At 55.0% G+C, this 16,756-nt stretch carries 16 protein-coding genes; 5 read left to right on the top strand and 11 right to left on the bottom strand.

What is annotated here, in order from left to right; all coding sequences use genetic code 11:
- Positions 1-10 precede the first annotated feature (10 nt).
- From ACIP6T_RS00295 to proB, 8 genes are all read right to left on the bottom strand, one after another.
- Positions 11-1,756 carry an amylovoran biosynthesis protein AmsF gene (locus tag ACIP6T_RS00295; protein ID WP_097094803.1) on the bottom strand — a complete coding sequence of 582 codons (1,746 nt, stop codon included), beginning with the start codon at positions 1,754-1,756 and terminating at the stop codon, positions 11-13.
- A 202-nt stretch (positions 1,757-1,958) separates the two neighbouring features.
- The gene (locus tag ACIP6T_RS00290; RefSeq protein WP_097094804.1) at positions 1,959-2,252 is read right to left on the bottom strand and encodes a hypothetical protein; all 294 of its coding nucleotides are present in this window, start codon (positions 2,250-2,252) and stop codon (positions 1,959-1,961) included.
- Positions 2,249-2,599 carry a hypothetical protein gene (locus tag ACIP6T_RS00285; protein WP_097094805.1) on the bottom strand — a complete coding sequence of 117 codons (351 nt, stop codon included), beginning with the start codon at positions 2,597-2,599 and terminating at the stop codon, positions 2,249-2,251. Before ACIP6T_RS00285 ends, ACIP6T_RS00290 begins: the two co-directional genes overlap by 4 nt.
- Positions 2,596-3,063 (bottom strand): hypothetical protein, encoded by a 468-nt coding sequence (locus ACIP6T_RS00280; RefSeq protein WP_097094806.1) that lies wholly within the window; start codon positions 3,061-3,063, stop codon positions 2,596-2,598. Before ACIP6T_RS00280 ends, ACIP6T_RS00285 begins: the two co-directional genes overlap by 4 nt.
- 185 nt (positions 3,064-3,248) lie before the next feature.
- The gene (locus ACIP6T_RS00275; RefSeq protein ID WP_097094807.1) at positions 3,249-3,527 is read right to left on the bottom strand and encodes a hypothetical protein; all 279 of its coding nucleotides are present in this window, start codon (positions 3,525-3,527) and stop codon (positions 3,249-3,251) included.
- Between the two features lie 415 nt (positions 3,528-3,942).
- The gene (locus ACIP6T_RS00270; RefSeq protein ID WP_097094808.1) at positions 3,943-4,674 is read right to left on the bottom strand and encodes a S24 family peptidase; all 732 of its coding nucleotides are present in this window, start codon (positions 4,672-4,674) and stop codon (positions 3,943-3,945) included.
- A gap of 353 nt (positions 4,675-5,027) precedes the next feature.
- Positions 5,028-6,281 (bottom strand): glutamate-5-semialdehyde dehydrogenase, encoded by a 1,254-nt coding sequence (gene proA / locus ACIP6T_RS00265; protein ID WP_400454716.1) that lies wholly within the window; start codon positions 6,279-6,281, stop codon positions 5,028-5,030.
- 10 nt (positions 6,282-6,291) lie between these two features.
- Entirely contained in the window at positions 6,292-7,395 is a 1,104-nt protein-coding gene (gene proB, locus ACIP6T_RS00260; RefSeq protein WP_097094810.1) for a glutamate 5-kinase, read from the bottom strand.
- Between the two features lie 246 nt (positions 7,396-7,641).
- On the opposite strand from proB, the gene ompC reads away from it, so the two are divergent.
- Positions 7,642-8,733 carry a porin OmpC gene (ompC, locus tag ACIP6T_RS00255; RefSeq protein WP_097094811.1) on the top strand — a complete coding sequence of 364 codons (1,092 nt, stop codon included), beginning with the start codon at positions 7,642-7,644 and terminating at the stop codon, positions 8,731-8,733.
- Between the two features lie 81 nt (positions 8,734-8,814).
- Here the strand turns inward: ompC and crl are convergent, their stop codons facing one another.
- From crl to gpt, 3 genes are all read right to left on the bottom strand, one after another.
- Positions 8,815-9,216, bottom strand: a complete 402-nt coding sequence (crl, locus tag ACIP6T_RS00250) for a sigma factor-binding protein Crl (protein ID WP_097094812.1) — start codon at positions 9,214-9,216, stop codon at positions 8,815-8,817.
- A 109-nt stretch (positions 9,217-9,325) separates the two neighbouring features.
- Positions 9,326-10,573 carry an esterase FrsA gene (frsA, locus tag ACIP6T_RS00245; RefSeq protein ID WP_345827210.1) on the bottom strand — a complete coding sequence of 416 codons (1,248 nt, stop codon included), beginning with the start codon at positions 10,571-10,573 and terminating at the stop codon, positions 9,326-9,328.
- A gap of 121 nt (positions 10,574-10,694) precedes the next feature.
- The gene (gpt, locus tag ACIP6T_RS00240; protein WP_007887137.1) at positions 10,695-11,153 is read right to left on the bottom strand and encodes a xanthine phosphoribosyltransferase; all 459 of its coding nucleotides are present in this window, start codon (positions 11,151-11,153) and stop codon (positions 10,695-10,697) included.
- A gap of 255 nt (positions 11,154-11,408) precedes the next feature.
- Here gpt and pepD point away from each other — a divergent pair, with 255 nt between their 5' ends.
- The 4 genes from pepD (at position 11,409) to ACIP6T_RS00220 (ending at position 16,747) form a co-directional block, all read left to right on the top strand.
- Positions 11,409-12,869, top strand: a complete 1,461-nt coding sequence (gene pepD, locus ACIP6T_RS00235) for a beta-Ala-His dipeptidase (RefSeq protein WP_176519196.1) — start codon at positions 11,409-11,411, stop codon at positions 12,867-12,869.
- A gap of 279 nt (positions 12,870-13,148) precedes the next feature.
- Positions 13,149-14,654, top strand: coding sequence for a sugar ABC transporter ATP-binding protein (locus ACIP6T_RS00230; RefSeq protein WP_400454710.1), 1,506 nt, complete (start codon positions 13,149-13,151; stop codon positions 14,652-14,654).
- On the top strand, positions 14,651-15,649 hold the full coding sequence (locus tag ACIP6T_RS00225) for an ABC transporter permease (RefSeq protein ID WP_400454708.1): 999 nt from the start codon (positions 14,651-14,653) through the stop codon (positions 15,647-15,649). Before ACIP6T_RS00230 ends, ACIP6T_RS00225 begins: the two co-directional genes overlap by 4 nt.
- Positions 15,650-15,676: 27 nt before the next feature.
- Positions 15,677-16,747 (top strand): sugar ABC transporter substrate-binding protein, encoded by a 1,071-nt coding sequence (locus ACIP6T_RS00220; RefSeq protein WP_097094817.1) that lies wholly within the window; start codon positions 15,677-15,679, stop codon positions 16,745-16,747.
- Positions 16,748-16,756: the final 9 nt, after the last annotated feature.

Below are 16,756 nucleotides of genomic sequence, written 5' to 3'. Positions count from 1 at the left end.
GTGCTGGACCTCAATCGTAATAGGGAAGCTTACGATCGACACCGTTGATATTGACCAGCACAAAGCCCGTCGGAGCGGTGGCATTGGTTGGTGTACCGGCCGCCGTCGCCACGGTCAGCACCCCTTTCTCATTGGCGCCAATGCCCGCCAATCCGTTATGCAGACCGAAGCGCGCCGCCGGTTTAAAGCCGCCCAGCTTGGTGGTATCGGTCACTACCGAGAAGTCCTGCTGGAACAGCGAGCAGGAACCGCTATCGAAACGCGTTGGACCGGTGCATTTCAGGTTCATCATGGTGTCACCGCTGTTGGCGCGCAGCTTTACCCACACCGCCGCATAGGTGGTGCCCACGCGGCTGTAGCGGATATCCAGCACCGCTGGCTGTCCCATGTGATAGACATCGGCCCAGACCGTTTCCAGTCGCTGCAGGTTGATCCAGGTTTTCCCGGTCGCCGCCACATTCACCGGCGACCCCGCGGTACCGGTTGGCTGGGTGGCATCCGCCTTACCAATCAACTCCATCACCCACTGCTGATTGGCGTTGGGGAAGAACAGCTGCCCCAGGCGATACCAGTTATCGGTGTCGGTATTGTTAGTGATTTTGTAGCCGCTGAAATAGCCGGCACGCAGCGATCCGGTGAGGAAGCTGCCGTAGCTTTCATCACGGCGGTAGCCATATTCAAAGGTGGATAACCAGCGTCCGGCGGCGGCATCGGTACTCACTTTAGCGCCCGATTGCAGGTTGAGCTGGCGGATAGTGACGCGCGCGTTGTTGAGGTTGAACGGATTACCGCAGTCCTCAATATTCAGCGTATCAATGGTCCAGCCGCCGTCGGAGAGATCGCCCGGGTTGCGCGTGTGCTCGATCCACACGTTACGCAAAATCCCCTGCGTCACGCGCGGCATGTAGAGCGTGGCATCCGCATAACCGGTCTGGAAGTTACAGTTACAGATCTCAATTGCCGTGGAGTGATCCCAGGCGCCCTTCGGCGAGTTCGACCAGCCAACATCAAACACGCGCCCGTAGGTATACAGGGTGTAAATCTGGTCAAATTTACTGTCCAGCGTATCCAGCAGCTTGATCACCGTACCGCCGTTATTCTGCGCGCGGAAACAGTAGATATTGACGGTGGTGCCTTCGATACAGGTATTCTCGAAGAACGGCTGCACGTTGCTGCACATATCGGCGGTGATGGTGCTTTTGTTGGTGGTGACGTCCGCTGATGCCTGACCGTTCCACGCAATGCCTCGGATCGACGTGCGGCGCGCCTTCACCTTAAATACCGTGTTGGGGCTTTTGTCAGAGATGATGGTCGTACGCGGTAAAGAGCCCAGCTCCACGTCATCGCCTTGTAAACCAAAATAGGCGCGCTCGGTGCCGCTAATGTCAATGGGGTTAATCAAGAACCGACCGCCAGGGAAACGCACCGGTAAGGCAGCAATATTTCCTGAATAATTTTGCGTCCACGCCAGCATCCGATTGAACGCATCGGTATCGTTGGCGTAACCATCACCTTTGGCACCAAAGTGATACACGTTGATATCGGAAGGATCGTTAATCACACGTTTCCAGTAAAACCCGTTCCCCACCGCCAGCGTACCCCCATCATCGGCGGCCGTGGTGCTGCCGATAAAGCCGGTAAAGTCACCGCCGCCGTGGAAGGTGGAGTCGGCGTTGTAGCGACGTAAAAATGCCAGATCGCCGTTTTTGGTCGGTACAGTGGTGCGCAGTTCTGCATAAGAGTTAACTTCGATCATCATAGCCTCCTCGGCTTTTCAGGTAGGTAATGCAAATGCGTGAGAGCAGCGTTAGGGGGCCGGTTGGCCGCAGTGCCGATCCCAAAGGTCGTTGTGGTTGTTAATGGCGCGCACGGTGCGAACGTCCATGCGCTCAGCGTCATTGCCGTGGGTATAAATCGGGGAAAAAAGCGTACAGGCAGAGTCGATGACGACCGGGGCTTCAGGGTTGGTGGTATTTCGATTGCTGCAGCTTGTCGCGAGCAGCAGCGTCATCAAGATTAAGATTGCTGGCTTCCACACGTTTGGCCTCCTCGCGCAGCTGTTGCTGCTGCTGATTAACCGCCACCGCCTGTGCTGCCGCTTTGTCGGCGCTTTCCACTGCGGATTGAGATTGTTGCTGCACCTTGCCGATCTTCTTGCCGCCGAAGTAGCTGGCAGCCAGCGCGGCAATCACGCCCGCCAGCGCGGCCAGCCAGTGCCAGCTGCCGCCGAGCAATGTCATAAGAAACGTCATGCTTTTTCCTCCAGCGCCGTTTTCTGTTGGTTAAGGCTCTTCTGACGAATGAACTGAGCAATCACGCCCATCGCCACCATGAAGGCGCCAATCAGCCCAAGGTAGTTATGCGGCAGAATCTCTTTCACGTCTGGTGGCATGTTGTTCCACGCATCAAGCGCCGCGGAGGGGAAAGATTGCACCCATGCGCTCAGCATTGAACCCAGCGACGCCAGCCACACCGACCAGGTTTTAAACAGCAGGCGCGCATGCTTCACGAACTCCAGCGTGGTGAAGCGCTGCATGATCAGCACCACAATGATCACCAGCAGCACGGCAATGATAAAAATCAGTAGTTTCAGGTTCATAGCAACCCCCGATAGATGTCGTAGGTGCCGCTACGCATCACTTCCGCATGCCGCCGCGCGCGTCCTGAGGTCTGGCGCGCCCACAGGCTATCGAGCATGGCGTTGGCAGCAGCGTCAAAGTCACCTTGGGTGATGGACGTCAGCATGCCGCGAAACATCGCCAGCCCATCAATACCGAGTTGATAGCCCATGCTGATCAACACATCGCAGCGCGCTTCGTTGCATTTGGCGAGCGCCTGTTGCACCAGCGCACGCTGATTCATCTGCTGCACCTTGCCCTCGACAATGCATTGCTTCCACACGTCGCCCACGGGCCGTGGCACCTGAAAGATGTAATTGCTGAGCGAGGCACCTTTCGGGCCAATACGAATTCCCCCCGCGACGGTGGGAAACCCCAAGGTGTCAAGGTAAGGCGCTTCGCGGTAACCCTCTTCGAAATTCAGGATGGCAATAATCTGGCTCATAGTCGTTCCTCTTTGACGGGCGCAACGGCCTGAAATGGGCTGCGCAAAACGGCAAACAAACATAAATCACGCTGATCCTTCACCGGCTTGAGCGCGTCATTTGATAAGCGAAACGCTCAAGGATGCTTAAACAGTGAGCAACAAAGAAACGTCCCGTTTAAAACTGGGGAAAAGTGATGAAAGGATTAGCGCACGGCGTACAAATACACATGGGGTAAACAGCAGTTATCAAAGCTGGCTTGTTCCTGCTGAACGCGCGTCGGCGCCAGAACGGCGCAATCTACGCGTGAGTGCGTCTGGCGCTGACAGATGCGTTCAGCGGTACGCAAGGTGATGTTATCGGGTTCGATGCCGAGAGCGCTATCGATGCTGCGCTTAAGGCGGCTGATGGATTGACGCCGCCGATGGCGGCGCGTGCGTGTATTACCTGAAAATACTGATTTTCCGTACTGGATAATCGCCATAACTCCTCCTGTGAATGAGTCTTTGGCGATGGGGTGGCAGGCACGGCAACTCGGCTTAAACCGAAGCGTCCGCTGTTCCTCTGAAAAACACTCGACGTCAACTCGCCCGGCAGTATTAACGGCCAGGGTGAAGTAGAGGAGAGTGAAAAACAGAGGGCAACTGACAACGCTGCAAAGTGCGTATCCACCCCATCCCAAAGTTCACTAACTTTGGGTGGTATGCATCGCGCTTGTGCAGCGCCTCAATTGTTTAAGAGCGGGCTCATCCGGGAGCAGGTGTGTCGTCCTTCTATGCTCAAATTATTAACAGGATCTAATGCATTGGCAAACACCAATGGTTAATTTTTTATTTACCATCAGTTAAATTTTTGATTTCAGCCACAATATTTTTTTGCCCGTGGCTGAGGTGATACGATCAGCCCAGGATTTGGTAATCGCGCGCCTGGCTCATGATGACCCGCGCCACCACTTGCAATGTTTTGGCTTCGTCGAGGGTTAAATACCAGGTTTCATAACGCTTGTTATCGGAGATCACCGCCACCTTTTTGTGCTGTAACTGCAGGCGTTTGAGATAGAGTTGATCGTCAAGCGTAAATAAATAAATGCCATCGCCATCAAAGCGATGCACGCTGATATCGACAAACAGCTGATCGCGTGGCGCAAAAGTGCCCGCCATCGAATCGCTGTTGAGCGCAATGAGGCGAATGTTTTCGGCCGGACGGCCATTAAACAACACGCGCGCTTCTTCCAGACCGTATTCAATGGCTTGAATGGTTTCGACCAGTTCATCACGCGTGCTGCTGCTGCGGACGCCATGTTGTCCAATATCCAGACTCTCGACGCGAAATAAATGCTGCGGAGGGGTGAGACTGTGATGCGTGAGTAAGGCAGCCGGTTTTTCCATACCAAATTGCAGCCACTCAACGCGCACGTCTAACAGCTGGCTGAGCGCCAGTAGATTGTTATCGTCAGGAATCGATTGTCCGTTAAACCATTTCCAAACCCCCGGCGTTGAGATCTTGCATCCCCTCTCCTGCAGAGCAAGCGCAACCTGTTTGTTCCGTCCATGTCCGACAATTCCCGCGCTTTCACACGCGGCAATCAGCCTGGCAGTAAACCCTTGTCTGGTACTTTCTTTTTTAACCATCAGTTAATAATCTGCCTTCAGTAAAAGACTGAATGTTATTTTCATTTTTGCTACCAGTTCATTTTATATTACCGTCAGTTTACTACCCAACCGCTTTTATCAATGAGGCTGCATGATCATTATCCCCTTCGGTTATGCCGAAACCAGTGAACAATGCCATATCGCTTGTTCTGACAGGGGTTTTCAGGATTGTTCTGTAGCAGTAAGACCAGTATCTAAAGGAAAAAATGGGTGAAAAGCCGTGACCCCGCCATAGATGACAGAAATAAATCAAAAACCTCTGGAAATAACTGGATCGAAAGCGAAAAAAATGGGCACCGTTTTCGGTGCCCATTGTCATGCAGGAGCGAACATTAGCGACGTAGCGTATCGTCGCCCCAACCAATCCATTTGTAGGTGGTTAGCGCTTCCAGACCCATAGGACCGCGCGCGTGCAGCTTCTGCGTGCTGACTGCCACTTCGGCACCCAGGCCAAACTGGCCGCCGTCGGTGAAACGGGTGCTGGCATTAACGTAGACCGCAGAGGAATCAACCTGGTTGACGAAGCGATTGGCGTTGCTAAGGCTGCGCGTCAGGATGCCGTCGGAGTGCTGCGTACCGTGCTCGCGAATGTGCGCGATGGCGGCATCCATATCGGCCACCAGTTTGACGTTCAGATCGTTCGACAACCATTCGTCGTCGTAGTTTTCCGCTTGCACGGCCACCACGTCAGCGGGGCCGTTTTGCAGCAGCGTCAGCACGTTTTCATCGCCGTGCAGCACGATCTTCTCCTGCGCCATGCGCTGCAGGAATGCCGGGATAAAGCGCTCCGCCCGATCGCGATGAATCAGCAGCGTTTCCAGCGAATTGCAGGCGCTTGGCCGCTGTTTCTTCGCATTGACGATCACCTCCAGCGCCGCCTCGGTCTCCATGGTTTCATCCAGATAGAGATGGCAAACGCCGATGCCGCCGGTGATGACCGGGATGGTCGAATTTTCACGACACAACTTGTGTAAACCTGCGCCGCCGCGTGGGATCAGCATATCGACGTAGCGATCGAGCTTCAGCAGCTGATTAACCAACTCGCGATCGGGATTTTCAATCGCCTGTACCGCACCCGCCGGTAAACCGTGCTGCGTCAGGGCATTTTGAATCACCCGCACCGTGGCCGCATTGGTGCGATACGTCTCTTTACCGCCGCGCAGAATCGCGGCATTGCCGGTTTTCAGGCAAAGGGAGGCGACATCGACGGTGACGTTCGGACGCGCTTCATAGATCACGCCAATAACGCCGAGCGGTACGCGACGACGTTCAATGCGCAGACCGCTATCCAGCTGGCCGCCATCCATCAGCTGCCCCACCGGATCGGCCAGGCGGCAGACCTGGCGGACATCATCCGCGATCCCTTTCAGGCGCTGTGGATTAAGCGTCAAACGATCGAGCAGCGCTTCACTCATGCCGTTTTGCCGCGCATCGGCCAGATCCTGCTGGTTCGCAGCCAGAATCGCGGCGCTGTCGGCTTCAAGGCGATCGGCGATAGTGAGCAGCACCTGATTTTTTTGTTCGGTGGTGAGTTCCGCCAGCTTGTACGACGCTGCACGCGCCGCTTTACCCATTTCGTCTAACATCATCCACTCCTTAACTGACGATCATGTCGTCGCGGTGCACCGCTACCGGGCCATATTCGTAACCGAGAATCTCGCCAATTTCCTGGCTGTGATGACCGGCGATCATGCGCATGGCATCGCTGTTGTAGCGCGTCACGCCGTGAGCGATATCCCGCCCTTGCAGGCTGCGAATGCGGATCACTTCACCACGTGAGAAGTTGCCCTGCACCTCACGAATCCCTTTCGGCAGCAGCGAGCTGCCGCGCTCCAGCATCGCCGCCAGTGCCCCATCATCAATGGTGATCTCTCCGGCAGGCGGCGCGCCAAAGATCCAGCGCTTGCGGTTTTCCAGCGGCGATTGCTGCGCGTGGAAGCGCGTGCCCACCGGTTTGCCATACAGCACGTCGCTGATCACGTCTGGACGACTGCCAGCGGCGATGATCACATCAATGCCGGCGCGACAAGCCACGTCCGCCGCCTGCAGCTTGGTGGCCATGCCGCCGGTACCGAGGCCGGAAACGCTGCCGCCCGCCAGCGTGCGTAGCGCGTCGTCGATCTGGTGCACGTCGCTGATAAGCGACGCTTCAGGATTAGTTCGCGGATCGGCGGTGAATAGCCCTTGCTGATCGGTGAGCAGCAGCAGTTTGTCGGCGCCGCCCAGCATCGCCGCCAGCGCCGACAGATTGTCGTTGTCGCCGACTTTAATCTCGGCGGTGGCTACCGCATCGTTCTCGTTGATTACCGGCACGATGTGGTTATCGAGCAGCGCACGCAGCATATCGCGCGCGTAGAGGAAGCGTTCGCGATCTTCCATATCGGCGCGCGTCAGCAGCATCTGCCCAATGTGGATACCGTAAATCGAAAACAGCTGTTCCCACAGCTGGATCAAACGGCTCTGCCCCACCGCAGCCAGCAGCTGCTTTGAGGCGATGGTAGGCGGCAGTTCGGGGTAACCAAGGTGTTCGCGTCCAGCGGCAATCGCGCCGGAGGTAACGATAACAATGCGATGGCCCGCCGCGTGCAGTTGTGCACACTGACGAACCAGCTCCACCATGTGCGCCCGATTCAGCCGACGCGAACCGCCGGTGAGGACGCTAGTACCCAACTTGACCACAAGGGTCTGACTGCCACTCATGTTTTTCCTGCCATATAAGAAAAAAATCTGCGAAGGGACGTTTTATCAGGAGTGAGCAAGGAAGCCAACAGCAGCAAGGGGAAAAGCACAAAAATCCGCTGACAATGCGCTAGACCAAAAGTTCGCAATTAACAAGAAATCCGAAAAACTGTCATAAAAAGTTCATCGCCACCCGGTAAAAAGTCCCGTGTTTTACAAAACCTTTCACGGGTACAACAAATTTTACTCATTGGGATTGATAGCAAAATGAAGAAAAGCACACTGGCATTAGTCGTTTCAGCGCTGGCGCTGGCTTCCACCGCAAACGCCGCAGAAGTTTATAACAAAGATGGTAATAAACTCGACTTCTACGGCCGCGTTAAAGCTGAACATTACTTCAGCGATAATGCGAGCCAGGACGGCGACAAATCTTACGTTCGTATCGGTTTCAAAGGTCAGACGCAGATCAATGACCTGATGACCGGTTATGGCCAGTGGGAATATCAGTACAACGTCAATAACTCTGAAGGTTCTGACGCGAACGCCGGCAACAAAACCCGTCTGGGCTTTGCCGGTCTGAAATTCGGTCAATACGGTTCATTCGATTACGGTCGTAACTACGGCGTGCTCTACGACGTAGAGGCATGGACGGACGTATTCCCAGAGTTTGGTGGTGACGGTACAGCGCGTACCGATAACTTCATGACCGCGCGTGCTACCGGCGTGGCCACGTACCGCAACAGCAACTTCTTCGGTCTGGTTGATGGCCTGCGCTTCGCGCTGCAATATCAGGGCAAAAACGATGCGACCAGCGCCAACGCCCGTGGCAGCATCACCGATACCTCTCGCCAGAACGGTGACGGTTACGGTGCGTCACTGGGCTACACCATTGGTGATACCGGCGTCAGCCTGATGTCGGCTATCACCTCTTCCGATCGTACCATTCAGCAGCAGCAACAGGCGCTGGGGCATGGCGATAAAGCAGATTCTTGGGGCGCGGGCATTAAGTATGATGCCAACAGCATCTACCTGGCCTCTATCTACACCGAAACCCGCAATATGACGCCAATCGGTACACGTGGCTTTGCTAACAAAGCGCAAAACTTCGAAGTGGTGGCGCAGTATCAGTTTGACTTCGGCCTGCGTCCGTCCCTTGGCTATATCCAGACCAAAGGTAAAGACATCGAAGGTATCGGTGATGAAGATCTGGTTAAATATATCGACGTGGGCATGACTTACTACTTCAACAAAAACATGTCGACCTTTGTTGATTACAAAATCAACCAGCTGGATGATAACAACAAGCTGAACCTGAACAACGATGACATCGTAGCCGTGGGTCTGACTTACCAATTCTGATTGCGTATTACCCTTGCTGTGTCGATAAAAAAAGAGCCGGCTCATCACCGGCTCTTTCTTATTTATTCACGCGCGAGAGTGTCAGGCGCTCAATTTTACCGGCTCGTCTTTAAACCCTTCCGCCGGTTTCAGATCCAACTTCTGCTCTAACAGCATCGCTTTCAGACGCTCGTGGAAATTACGCAGCGTGCTCTCCACTTTGGCATTGTTCTCTTTGCCCTTAATGGTTGCGGTGCCCCAATCGCCGGCTTTATCAAACAGACCAAAGTGATATTCATAGGTGAAGTGATCTTCGTGCGCTTCCAGCGTCATCCACCAGCCCCAAAATTCACGCAGCTCCGGCGCAGGCTTGACGTTGACGCAGGCCGCCAGGCAATCAAAGAAGAAACGCGTCTCTTCGCATTTTCCTTCACGGATGTACGGCCCCAATTCGGTGAAGCGCTTAAGCAGGCGACTACGGGGGTGACCACTCGGTAACGTCATGCAAACTCTCCCTCAAATAAACCGCATCAAATGCATTTTTAGCTTCCCATGAAACTAAAAATGGAAAATCCCGGATATAAGTAGTAGCAGAGGTTTGAGGTTTCGCCAGTTAGTTTTGCAACTGTTTTGCCAGCCAGTCACAAATTTGGTTTAAAGCTTTGTCGAAACTGGCAAAAACCGGCTTGCCTGCAATTGCCAGCGTCTTACCTTGCGCAGAGGAATTCGCGATCAACTGCGCATCCTCTTCCGGGCCAAAAATATCATCCGGCCAGTACGCTGCCAGCATTGGCGTTGGCGTGCGGCGACCGAGCAAGCCCTGCACTTTCAGGGAATAGCGGTTGAGCTCGATACGCAGATTACTGTCGGAGGTGGATGACATGCCGAGACGGCTCGCCAGCATATCCATATACATATCCGGTAACTGCTGCTGTTGCTGCGCATCAACAAACACGTTGTGCACCATCGCCCCCAGCGTGGCGACGGCACGCACGCGCGGCACTTCAAGATACGCCAGCCGTGTTGCCACATTGGCACCGAAGCGGTAGCCCAGCAGCGCAACGCGGGTATGATCAATCCACGGCACGTTACTCAGCTCGCGCAGCACCTGCTGATGCAGCTGGCTGGTGTCCTGATTCAGCGTCCATTTGCTGCTGAAACCCACCGACGGCATATCCAGCGTCAGCATAGCAATGCCACGTGGTGCCAGGTAATCGTGGAACAAGCGATAGTGATCGCTTTGTAGCGAATCGAGACCGCCGCACAGTAACACGGTGGGATACGGCGCTTTAGCCTGCGCAGGCATGTGCAGGAAGCCGGTCACCGGCGCGCCACCGTTTATCGGGAACGTCAGTGATTTCAGTTCACCCGGCAAACGCTGCGTGGCCTCTTCATAGGCGCGATTGGCTAACACCTGCGCCTGATCGGCCAGCTCATCGCCTTTAATATAAGGATAGGCCGCGAGGCTGAATAAATTGGCGGCATGCAGCCAGTGTTGTCCGGCTTCGTCGTGATTTTCAGATTGCATCGCGCGCTGCTGCCAGATTGCCGCCTGTTTTGACCACTCATAATTCCAGTTACCGCCGCGATAGCCAATCACGGTATCCAGCAGAGATTCCGTGGTGCGCTCAAAGTTGCTCACCGCAATGCGCGCCAGCACTTCGCTGATCTCCTGCGGCGATAACCCACGCCACGTCCACAGCAGCTTATTCAGCATGCGATACCAGCCGCGCTGGGTATCCCCTTCCAACGCGTTATGCACCTGCGCTGGCGTGTGATGCTGACGCCGCACCAGTGAAGAGGTTTCCGGGTGTTTAAAACGGGGTTTAAAGAGTTCTTCGCTCAGGTTTTTATCAGACATTTTAGTGATTCTCCTGCCAACGTTACAGCGATGGCTAAGAGTGTACTGCACACGTCATACGCGCGCGAGACGCAGAAAGCACAACGCCCGGCATAACCGGGCGTTGTTTGCGATGCATCAATCAGCTTTTAACGATAGGCGGGATATACACCACGCCCATATCCCAGGGCTGCTCGATCCAGGTGTTCTGCGGGATATCGACAATATAGTCGTCCACCAGCGCACGGCCTGCTGGCTTAGCGAAGATGGTGCAGAAACGCGCTTTTGGATACATATCGCGGATCGCCTGCGCGGTGCCGCCGGTATCCACTAAATCGTCAATTACGATGAATCCTTCACCGTCGCCTTCGGCACGCTTCAGCACTTTCATTTCACGCTGATGATCGTGATCGTAGCTGGAGATGCACACGGTATCGACATAGCGAATACCCAGTTCGCGCGCCAGCAGCGATGCCGGAACCAGACCACCGCGGCTCACCGCGATAATACCTTTCCACTGTTCCACAGGAAGCAGGCGCTGGGCCAGTTTACGGGCATGAATCTGCAGCATGTCCCAGGTTACGACGTATTTTTCGCTCATATGAAGGAATCCCAACCAATAAACTTGGCTTAAAAAATATGCAAGGGGGAAAAGGTTGCGCGAGATTATAAGGATCTGACGCCTTAAAAACCAGCATCTGTCTTACTGGTTGCAGGTTTTTAGCGCGCCTGATTACGCACCCGGTGAGAAACAGTGATATTCTCAGCCCCATCACGTCAGATGTTCTGACGACGATTTTTACTGGAAACCCGCGTGCGTGCGGTCTGTCCGCCACGCTGACACAGGAGACGCATGGTGTCTGAATTGTCGCAACTTTCACCCCAACCGCTGTGGGATATTTTTGCCAAAATTTGTTCCATTCCACACCCTTCTTACCACGAAGAAGCGCTGGCCGAATACGTTGTTGGCTGGGCCAAAGAGCAAGGTTTTTGGGTTGAGCGCGATCAGGTTGGCAACATCCTGATTCGTAAACCCGCTACCGCCGGCATGGAAAAACGCACGCCGGTGGCGCTGCAGGCACACCTTGATATGGTGCCGCAGAAGAACAATGACACGGCGCACGACTTCACCAAAGATCCGATTCAGCCGTACGTTGATGGCGACTGGGTAAAAGCGCGCGGCACCACGCTCGGCGCCGATAACGGCATTGGTATGGCGTCTGCGCTGGCCGTATTGGCTGACAGCAGCCTGACGCACGGTCCGCTGGAAGTGCTGCTGACCATGACCGAAGAATCCGGCATGGACGGGGCATTTGGTTTACAGCCAAACTGGCTGCAGGCCGACATCCTGATCAACACCGATTCCGAAGAGGAAGGTGAGATTTACATGGGCTGCGCCGGGGGGATCGACTTCATCACCACCCTGCCGCTGACGCGTGAAGCCATTCCAGCGGGTTATGAAACCCTGAAGCTGACGCTGAAAGGCCTGAAAGGCGGTCACTCCGGTGCCGACATTCATCATGGTCTGGGCAACGCCAATAAACTGCTGGCGCGTTTTCTGGCGCTGCACGCGCGCGATCTCGATGTGCGCCTGATTGAATTCACCGGCGGTACGCTGCGCAACGCTATCCCGCGTGAAGCCTTCGCGACGCTGGCGATCGACAGCCATAAAGTGGATGCCCTGAAATCGGCTGCGGCCCATTTCCAGGCAACCTTGCTGAACGAGCTGGGAGCAAAAGAGAAGAATATCGCGGTCGTGACCGAGTCGCTGGCGCATCAGGGCCAGGCACTGAGCAGCGATAGCCGCGATCGCTTCCTGAATCTGCTAAACGCCACGCCAAACGGTGTGATTCGTAACTCCGACGTCGCCAAAGGCGTGGTAGAAACCTCGCTGAACGTTGGCGTGGTGAGCATGGATCAGGACAATGCCGAAATTATCTGTCTGATTCGTTCGCTGATCGATACCGGTAAAGATTGGGTGGTTGAAGTGCTGACTTCGCTGGGAGAACTGGCTGGCGCGCAAACGGCACCCAAAGGCGGCTACCCAGGCTGGCAGCCCGATGCCGATTCACCGGTTATGGCGTTGACGCGTAAAACCTATGAAGCGCTGTTTGGCAAAACGCCAAACATCCAGGTGATTCACGCCGGTTTGGAGTGTGGCCTGTTCAAGAAACCGTATCCGAACATGGATATGGTTTCGATCGGTCCCACTATCACCGGCCCGCATTCACCGGATGAGCAGGTACACATTGAGAGCGTTGGTCTTTACTGGAAACTGCTGACAGCGCTGCTGAACGTGGTACCCGAAAAAGCGTAAGTTTACGTTTGACCTATCAACCAGGCTACGGCCTGGTTTTTTTATGCCTAAGCCACTCGTTTCCGCCTATCGCCTTCAGCAGCACAATACTCTACCCATTATCCATAACGCCTCGTAGTTAAACCACCGCTTTCCCTTGCGCCAGATTTAGCCACCATTACATCCAGATGTCTGGATGGCTAATAAGATTTCGTGCTAGCTTATGCCCTTTCGTTTGTTGCCCAGCGCGAGGGTTCAGGAAAAAATGCCCCCAACTCAAATAATTAAAGGCACGGCTGCATGACGGCGATCAACCGCCTGGAGATGCGTAATATCTCCATCGCTTTTGGCGGTTTTGCCGCGCTATCGCAGGTCGATTTTATGACTGAAGGCGGTTCGGTACATGCCCTGACGGGCGCCAACGGCGCGGGGAAATCGACGCTCATGGCGGTGCTGGCTGGAGCGCACACCCATTACAGCGGGGAAATTTTGCTGGATGGCGTTCCCGTCGCCCTGCGCTCGCCGCGTGATGCCAAAAAACTTGGCATTCATCTGGTTCAGCAGGAAGTCGACGTGGCGCTGGTGCCGCAACTCAGCGTCGCGGAGAACATTCTGCTCGATCGCTTAGCGGAGCCGGGCCATGGCTACAACTGGCATGAAACGCGCCATCAGGCGCGCGCGCTGCTGGCACAGCTGGAAGTCAACCTGGATGTGAACCGTTTGGTTGAGCGCTGTTCGCTGGCGGAGAAGCAGCAAATCTTGCTGGCGCGTGCGCTATCTCACCACTGCCGCTTCCTGATTCTTGATGAACCCACCGCCCCGCTCGATCAGCATGAAAGCGAGCGCCTGTTTGCCGTCGTGCGCCGCTTACAATCGAGCGGCATTGGCGTGGTATTCATCTCGCACCGCATTCATGAACTTAAAGCGATTTGCGATCGGCTGACGGTGCTGCGCGATGGACGCCTGATCGAAAGTAGTCCGATGGCGGCGCTAAGCGGCGAGCAAATCGTTGAGAAGATGCTGGGACATCAGCTCGACGATGTCTTTCCACCGCGCCGCATACATCAGGCGCAGCCGCTGCTCCTGTCGGTTGAAGGCTTACATGACGATCGTCTGCTGCAAGATATTTCGTTGCGCCTGCATAAAGGCGAAATCCTTGGCATTGCAGGTTTAGCCGGTGCCGGGAAGACCGAACTGTGCAAAGCGTTGTTTGGTGCCAGCAAAAGCCGGGTTGAGAAAGGCGAGTTACATGGCAAGCCGTGGCGACCGCGTTCGCCGCATGATTCGGTGGAAAACCGCATGGCGCTGGTGCCGGAAGAGCGTCGTAAAGAGGGTATTTTCATTGATGAGCCGGTGAGCATGAATTTGAGTATCAGCGCCGATAACAGCTTTTCACGCTGGAGCCTGTTTGGTCATCGTCAGGCATGGCGCTGGGCTGAAGAGGTGATTCAGCGCCTGAATGTACGCACCACCGGGCCGGCGCAGATCCTGCGACGTCTGTCGGGTGGCAATCAACAAAAGGTGGCGATTGGCAAATGGCTGCGTAATAACGCCGATGTTCTGATTTTTGACGAGCCCACCAAAGGCGTGGATATCAAAGCTAAAACCGAACTGTTCAGCCTGATTGACGGCTTAGCGCGCGAAGGTAAAGGCATCATTTATGCCTCGGGTGAGTTTGCTGAACTGGTCGGCCTATGCGACCGCATTTGTGTGCTCTGGGATGGGCGCATCGTGGCAGAAATGGACGCCGATGTAGCGACAGAAGAGATGCTTCTGCTTTATTCCACCGGAGGAACACCTGCGTGAGCAGCAAAGAATTATCCCTAAACCCGCGGCCTTCTCTGCGCCATCAACTCTTCGAGTTCCTTTATAAATGGGGCATGTTGCTGACGGTTGTCATCCTGATTGCGGCATTTGGACTCGCCTCAGATAGCTTTCTGGAACCGACCAACATCATCAACATCCTGCGATCGATTGCCATCGTTACGGTGATCGCGATTGGCGTATCCCTTTCGCTGACGGTTGGCGGCTTTGACCTGTCGGTGGGCTCTACGGCGTCACTAGCCAATGCACTGGTGATATCGCTGTTCGTGTGGCACGGCTTTGGCACTACCGAAGCTATCATCATTACGCTGCTGCTGTGCACGCTGGTCGGGCTGTTCAACAGCTTCCTGATCGTGATTCTGCGGATTCCCGACATGCTCGCCACCCTGGCCACGCTGTGTGTGATTCAGGGCGTCGCAATGACCTACAGCTTTGGCGGCTCGATCACTGAAAACATGGTGCTGCCCAGCGGCGATATGGCCGAGGGCACCATTCCTGCCGCCTTTGGTCTGCTCGGCCAGGTGCCAACTATCGTGATTATCATGCTGGTGGTAACGATTGTGGCGCAGCTGGCGCTGTCGCTAACGAAGCATGGTCGTCGCATGTATGCGCTGGGTGGCAACCCGGAAGCGGCGCGCCTGTCGGGCATTCGCACTACACGCTATCGCGTGCTGGCCTATGTGCTGGCATCGCTGCTGGCGGGATTGGGCGGCATTTTACTGGCTTCGCGTATTGGCTCCTCGCAGGTGAATGCTGGCGGTGGCTATTTAATGGATGCCGTGGCCGCAGCGTGGATTGGCTTCTCGCTGGCCGGTTCCGGCAAACCTAATGCGCTCGGGACCTTAGTGGGCGCCGTGATCCTCGGAGTGTTGCAAAACGGGCTGGTGATGCTGTCAGTACCCTATTACGCCATGGACATTATCAAAGGCCTGGTGCTGGCGCTGGCGCTGGCCATCACTTACATCCAGCGCCGCTAAGGCGCGTTAAACCAGAAAGAGATCATAATGAAAAAAATCACCCTTTCGCTGCTGGCCGTTAGCCTGCTCAATACCAGCATCGCCTTCGCCGACACCGTCACACCGGTGCCTGCGGCGATCGCCAACCACGAAGGTCCGGTGCGCATTGCGATTATCCGTAACCTCGGTTCAGACGATAACACCACGCAGTTTGTTGCCGGGGCAATCCAGCAGGGACGCAAGCTGGGCTTTAAAGTCAGTACTTTCCTAAGCAACGGTGACGATGCGCGTTTCCAGGATTTCGTTAATCAGGCGATTAGCCAGAAATATGACGGCATTATTCTGTCGCACGGTAAAGATCCTTACTCTACCGCGCTGGTGCAACGTATCACTGCGGCCGGCATTAAGCTTTCCGTGTTTGATACGCCGGTTAATACCCCGGTGGAGGGCGTAACCGTAACGGCACAAAACGACGCCTCGCTAGCGCAAGAATCACTCGGCAGCTTGATCAAAGACTTCAACGGCAAGGCGAACATCGTCAAGCTATGGGTGGCGGGTTTCCCAGCGATGGATCGCCGGCAGGTGGTGTATGAGAAGCTGTTAAAAGCGAATCCTGGCATTCATCAACTGGAATCGATTGGTGCGGTTTCCTCTGATGTGCAAGGCGATACCGCCAACAAGATTGGCGCCATTTTGGCCAAATACCCGAAAGGTAAGATTGATGCCATTTGGGGATCGTGGGATGCCTTCAGCCAGGGTGCTTACAAAGCGTTGCAGGAGAACGGTCGTACCGAGATCAAACTCTATAGTATCGACGTATCCAATCAGGATCTGCAGCTGATGCATGAGAAGAACAGCCCGTGGGTGCAAACGGTAGCGGTGGATCCAAAAACCATTGGCGCGGTCAATATGCGCCTGGTGGCGAATAAGATTGGCGGCGAAGCAACGCCCGCAACCTATGAGTTCAAAGCGGCGTCGATTTCGCAGCAGCAGCTGAACAGCCAGCAGGGTGCAGTTAACATGGCTTCACTGAATAACATCATTCCAGGTTGGGGCGAGAACAGTGATTTCGTCGCGCCCTGGTTTGCCACGCTGGAAGCGAAGTACGCTAAGAAGTAATACTTTGAC

The sequence above is a fragment of the Pantoea sp. NPDC088449 genome (assembly GCF_044753225.1).
Taxonomy (GTDB): Bacteria; Pseudomonadota; Gammaproteobacteria; order Enterobacterales; family Enterobacteriaceae; genus Pantoea; species Pantoea floridensis.
This window is presented reverse-complemented; position numbering and strand designations above follow the sequence as displayed.

Excerpts from the sequence above, each read along its gene's own strand:
- ACIP6T_RS00275 (WP_097094807.1), bottom strand. The coding sequence starts at position 3,527 with ATGGCGATTATCCAGTACGGAAAATCAGTATTTTCAGGTAATACACGC.
- ACIP6T_RS00270 (WP_097094808.1), bottom strand. The coding sequence starts at position 4,674 with ATGGTTAAAAAAGAAAGTACCAGACAAGGGTTTACTGCCAGGCTGATT.
- ompC (WP_097094811.1), top strand. The coding sequence starts at position 7,642 with ATGAAGAAAAGCACACTGGCATTAGTCGTTTCAGCGCTGGCGCTGGCT.
- gpt (WP_007887137.1), bottom strand. The coding sequence starts at position 11,153 with ATGAGCGAAAAATACGTCGTAACCTGGGACATGCTGCAGATTCATGCC.
- crl (WP_097094812.1), bottom strand. The coding sequence starts at position 9,216 with ATGACGTTACCGAGTGGTCACCCCCGTAGTCGCCTGCTTAAGCGCTTC.
- proB (WP_097094810.1), bottom strand. The coding sequence starts at position 7,395 with ATGAGTGGCAGTCAGACCCTTGTGGTCAAGTTGGGTACTAGCGTCCTC.
- frsA (WP_345827210.1), bottom strand. The coding sequence starts at position 10,573 with ATGTCTGATAAAAACCTGAGCGAAGAACTCTTTAAACCCCGTTTTAAA.
- ACIP6T_RS00295 (WP_097094803.1), bottom strand. The coding sequence starts at position 1,756 with ATGATCGAAGTTAACTCTTATGCAGAACTGCGCACCACTGTACCGACC.
- ACIP6T_RS00230 (WP_400454710.1), top strand. The coding sequence starts at position 13,149 with ATGACGGCGATCAACCGCCTGGAGATGCGTAATATCTCCATCGCTTTT.
- ACIP6T_RS00290 (WP_097094804.1), bottom strand. The coding sequence starts at position 2,252 with ATGACGTTTCTTATGACATTGCTCGGCGGCAGCTGGCACTGGCTGGCC.
- ACIP6T_RS00220 (WP_097094817.1), top strand. The coding sequence starts at position 15,677 with ATGAAAAAAATCACCCTTTCGCTGCTGGCCGTTAGCCTGCTCAATACC.
- proA (WP_400454716.1), bottom strand. The coding sequence starts at position 6,281 with ATGTTAGACGAAATGGGTAAAGCGGCGCGTGCAGCGTCGTACAAGCTG.
- ACIP6T_RS00280 (WP_097094806.1), bottom strand. The coding sequence starts at position 3,063 with ATGAGCCAGATTATTGCCATCCTGAATTTCGAAGAGGGTTACCGCGAA.
- ACIP6T_RS00285 (WP_097094805.1), bottom strand. The coding sequence starts at position 2,599 with ATGAACCTGAAACTACTGATTTTTATCATTGCCGTGCTGCTGGTGATC.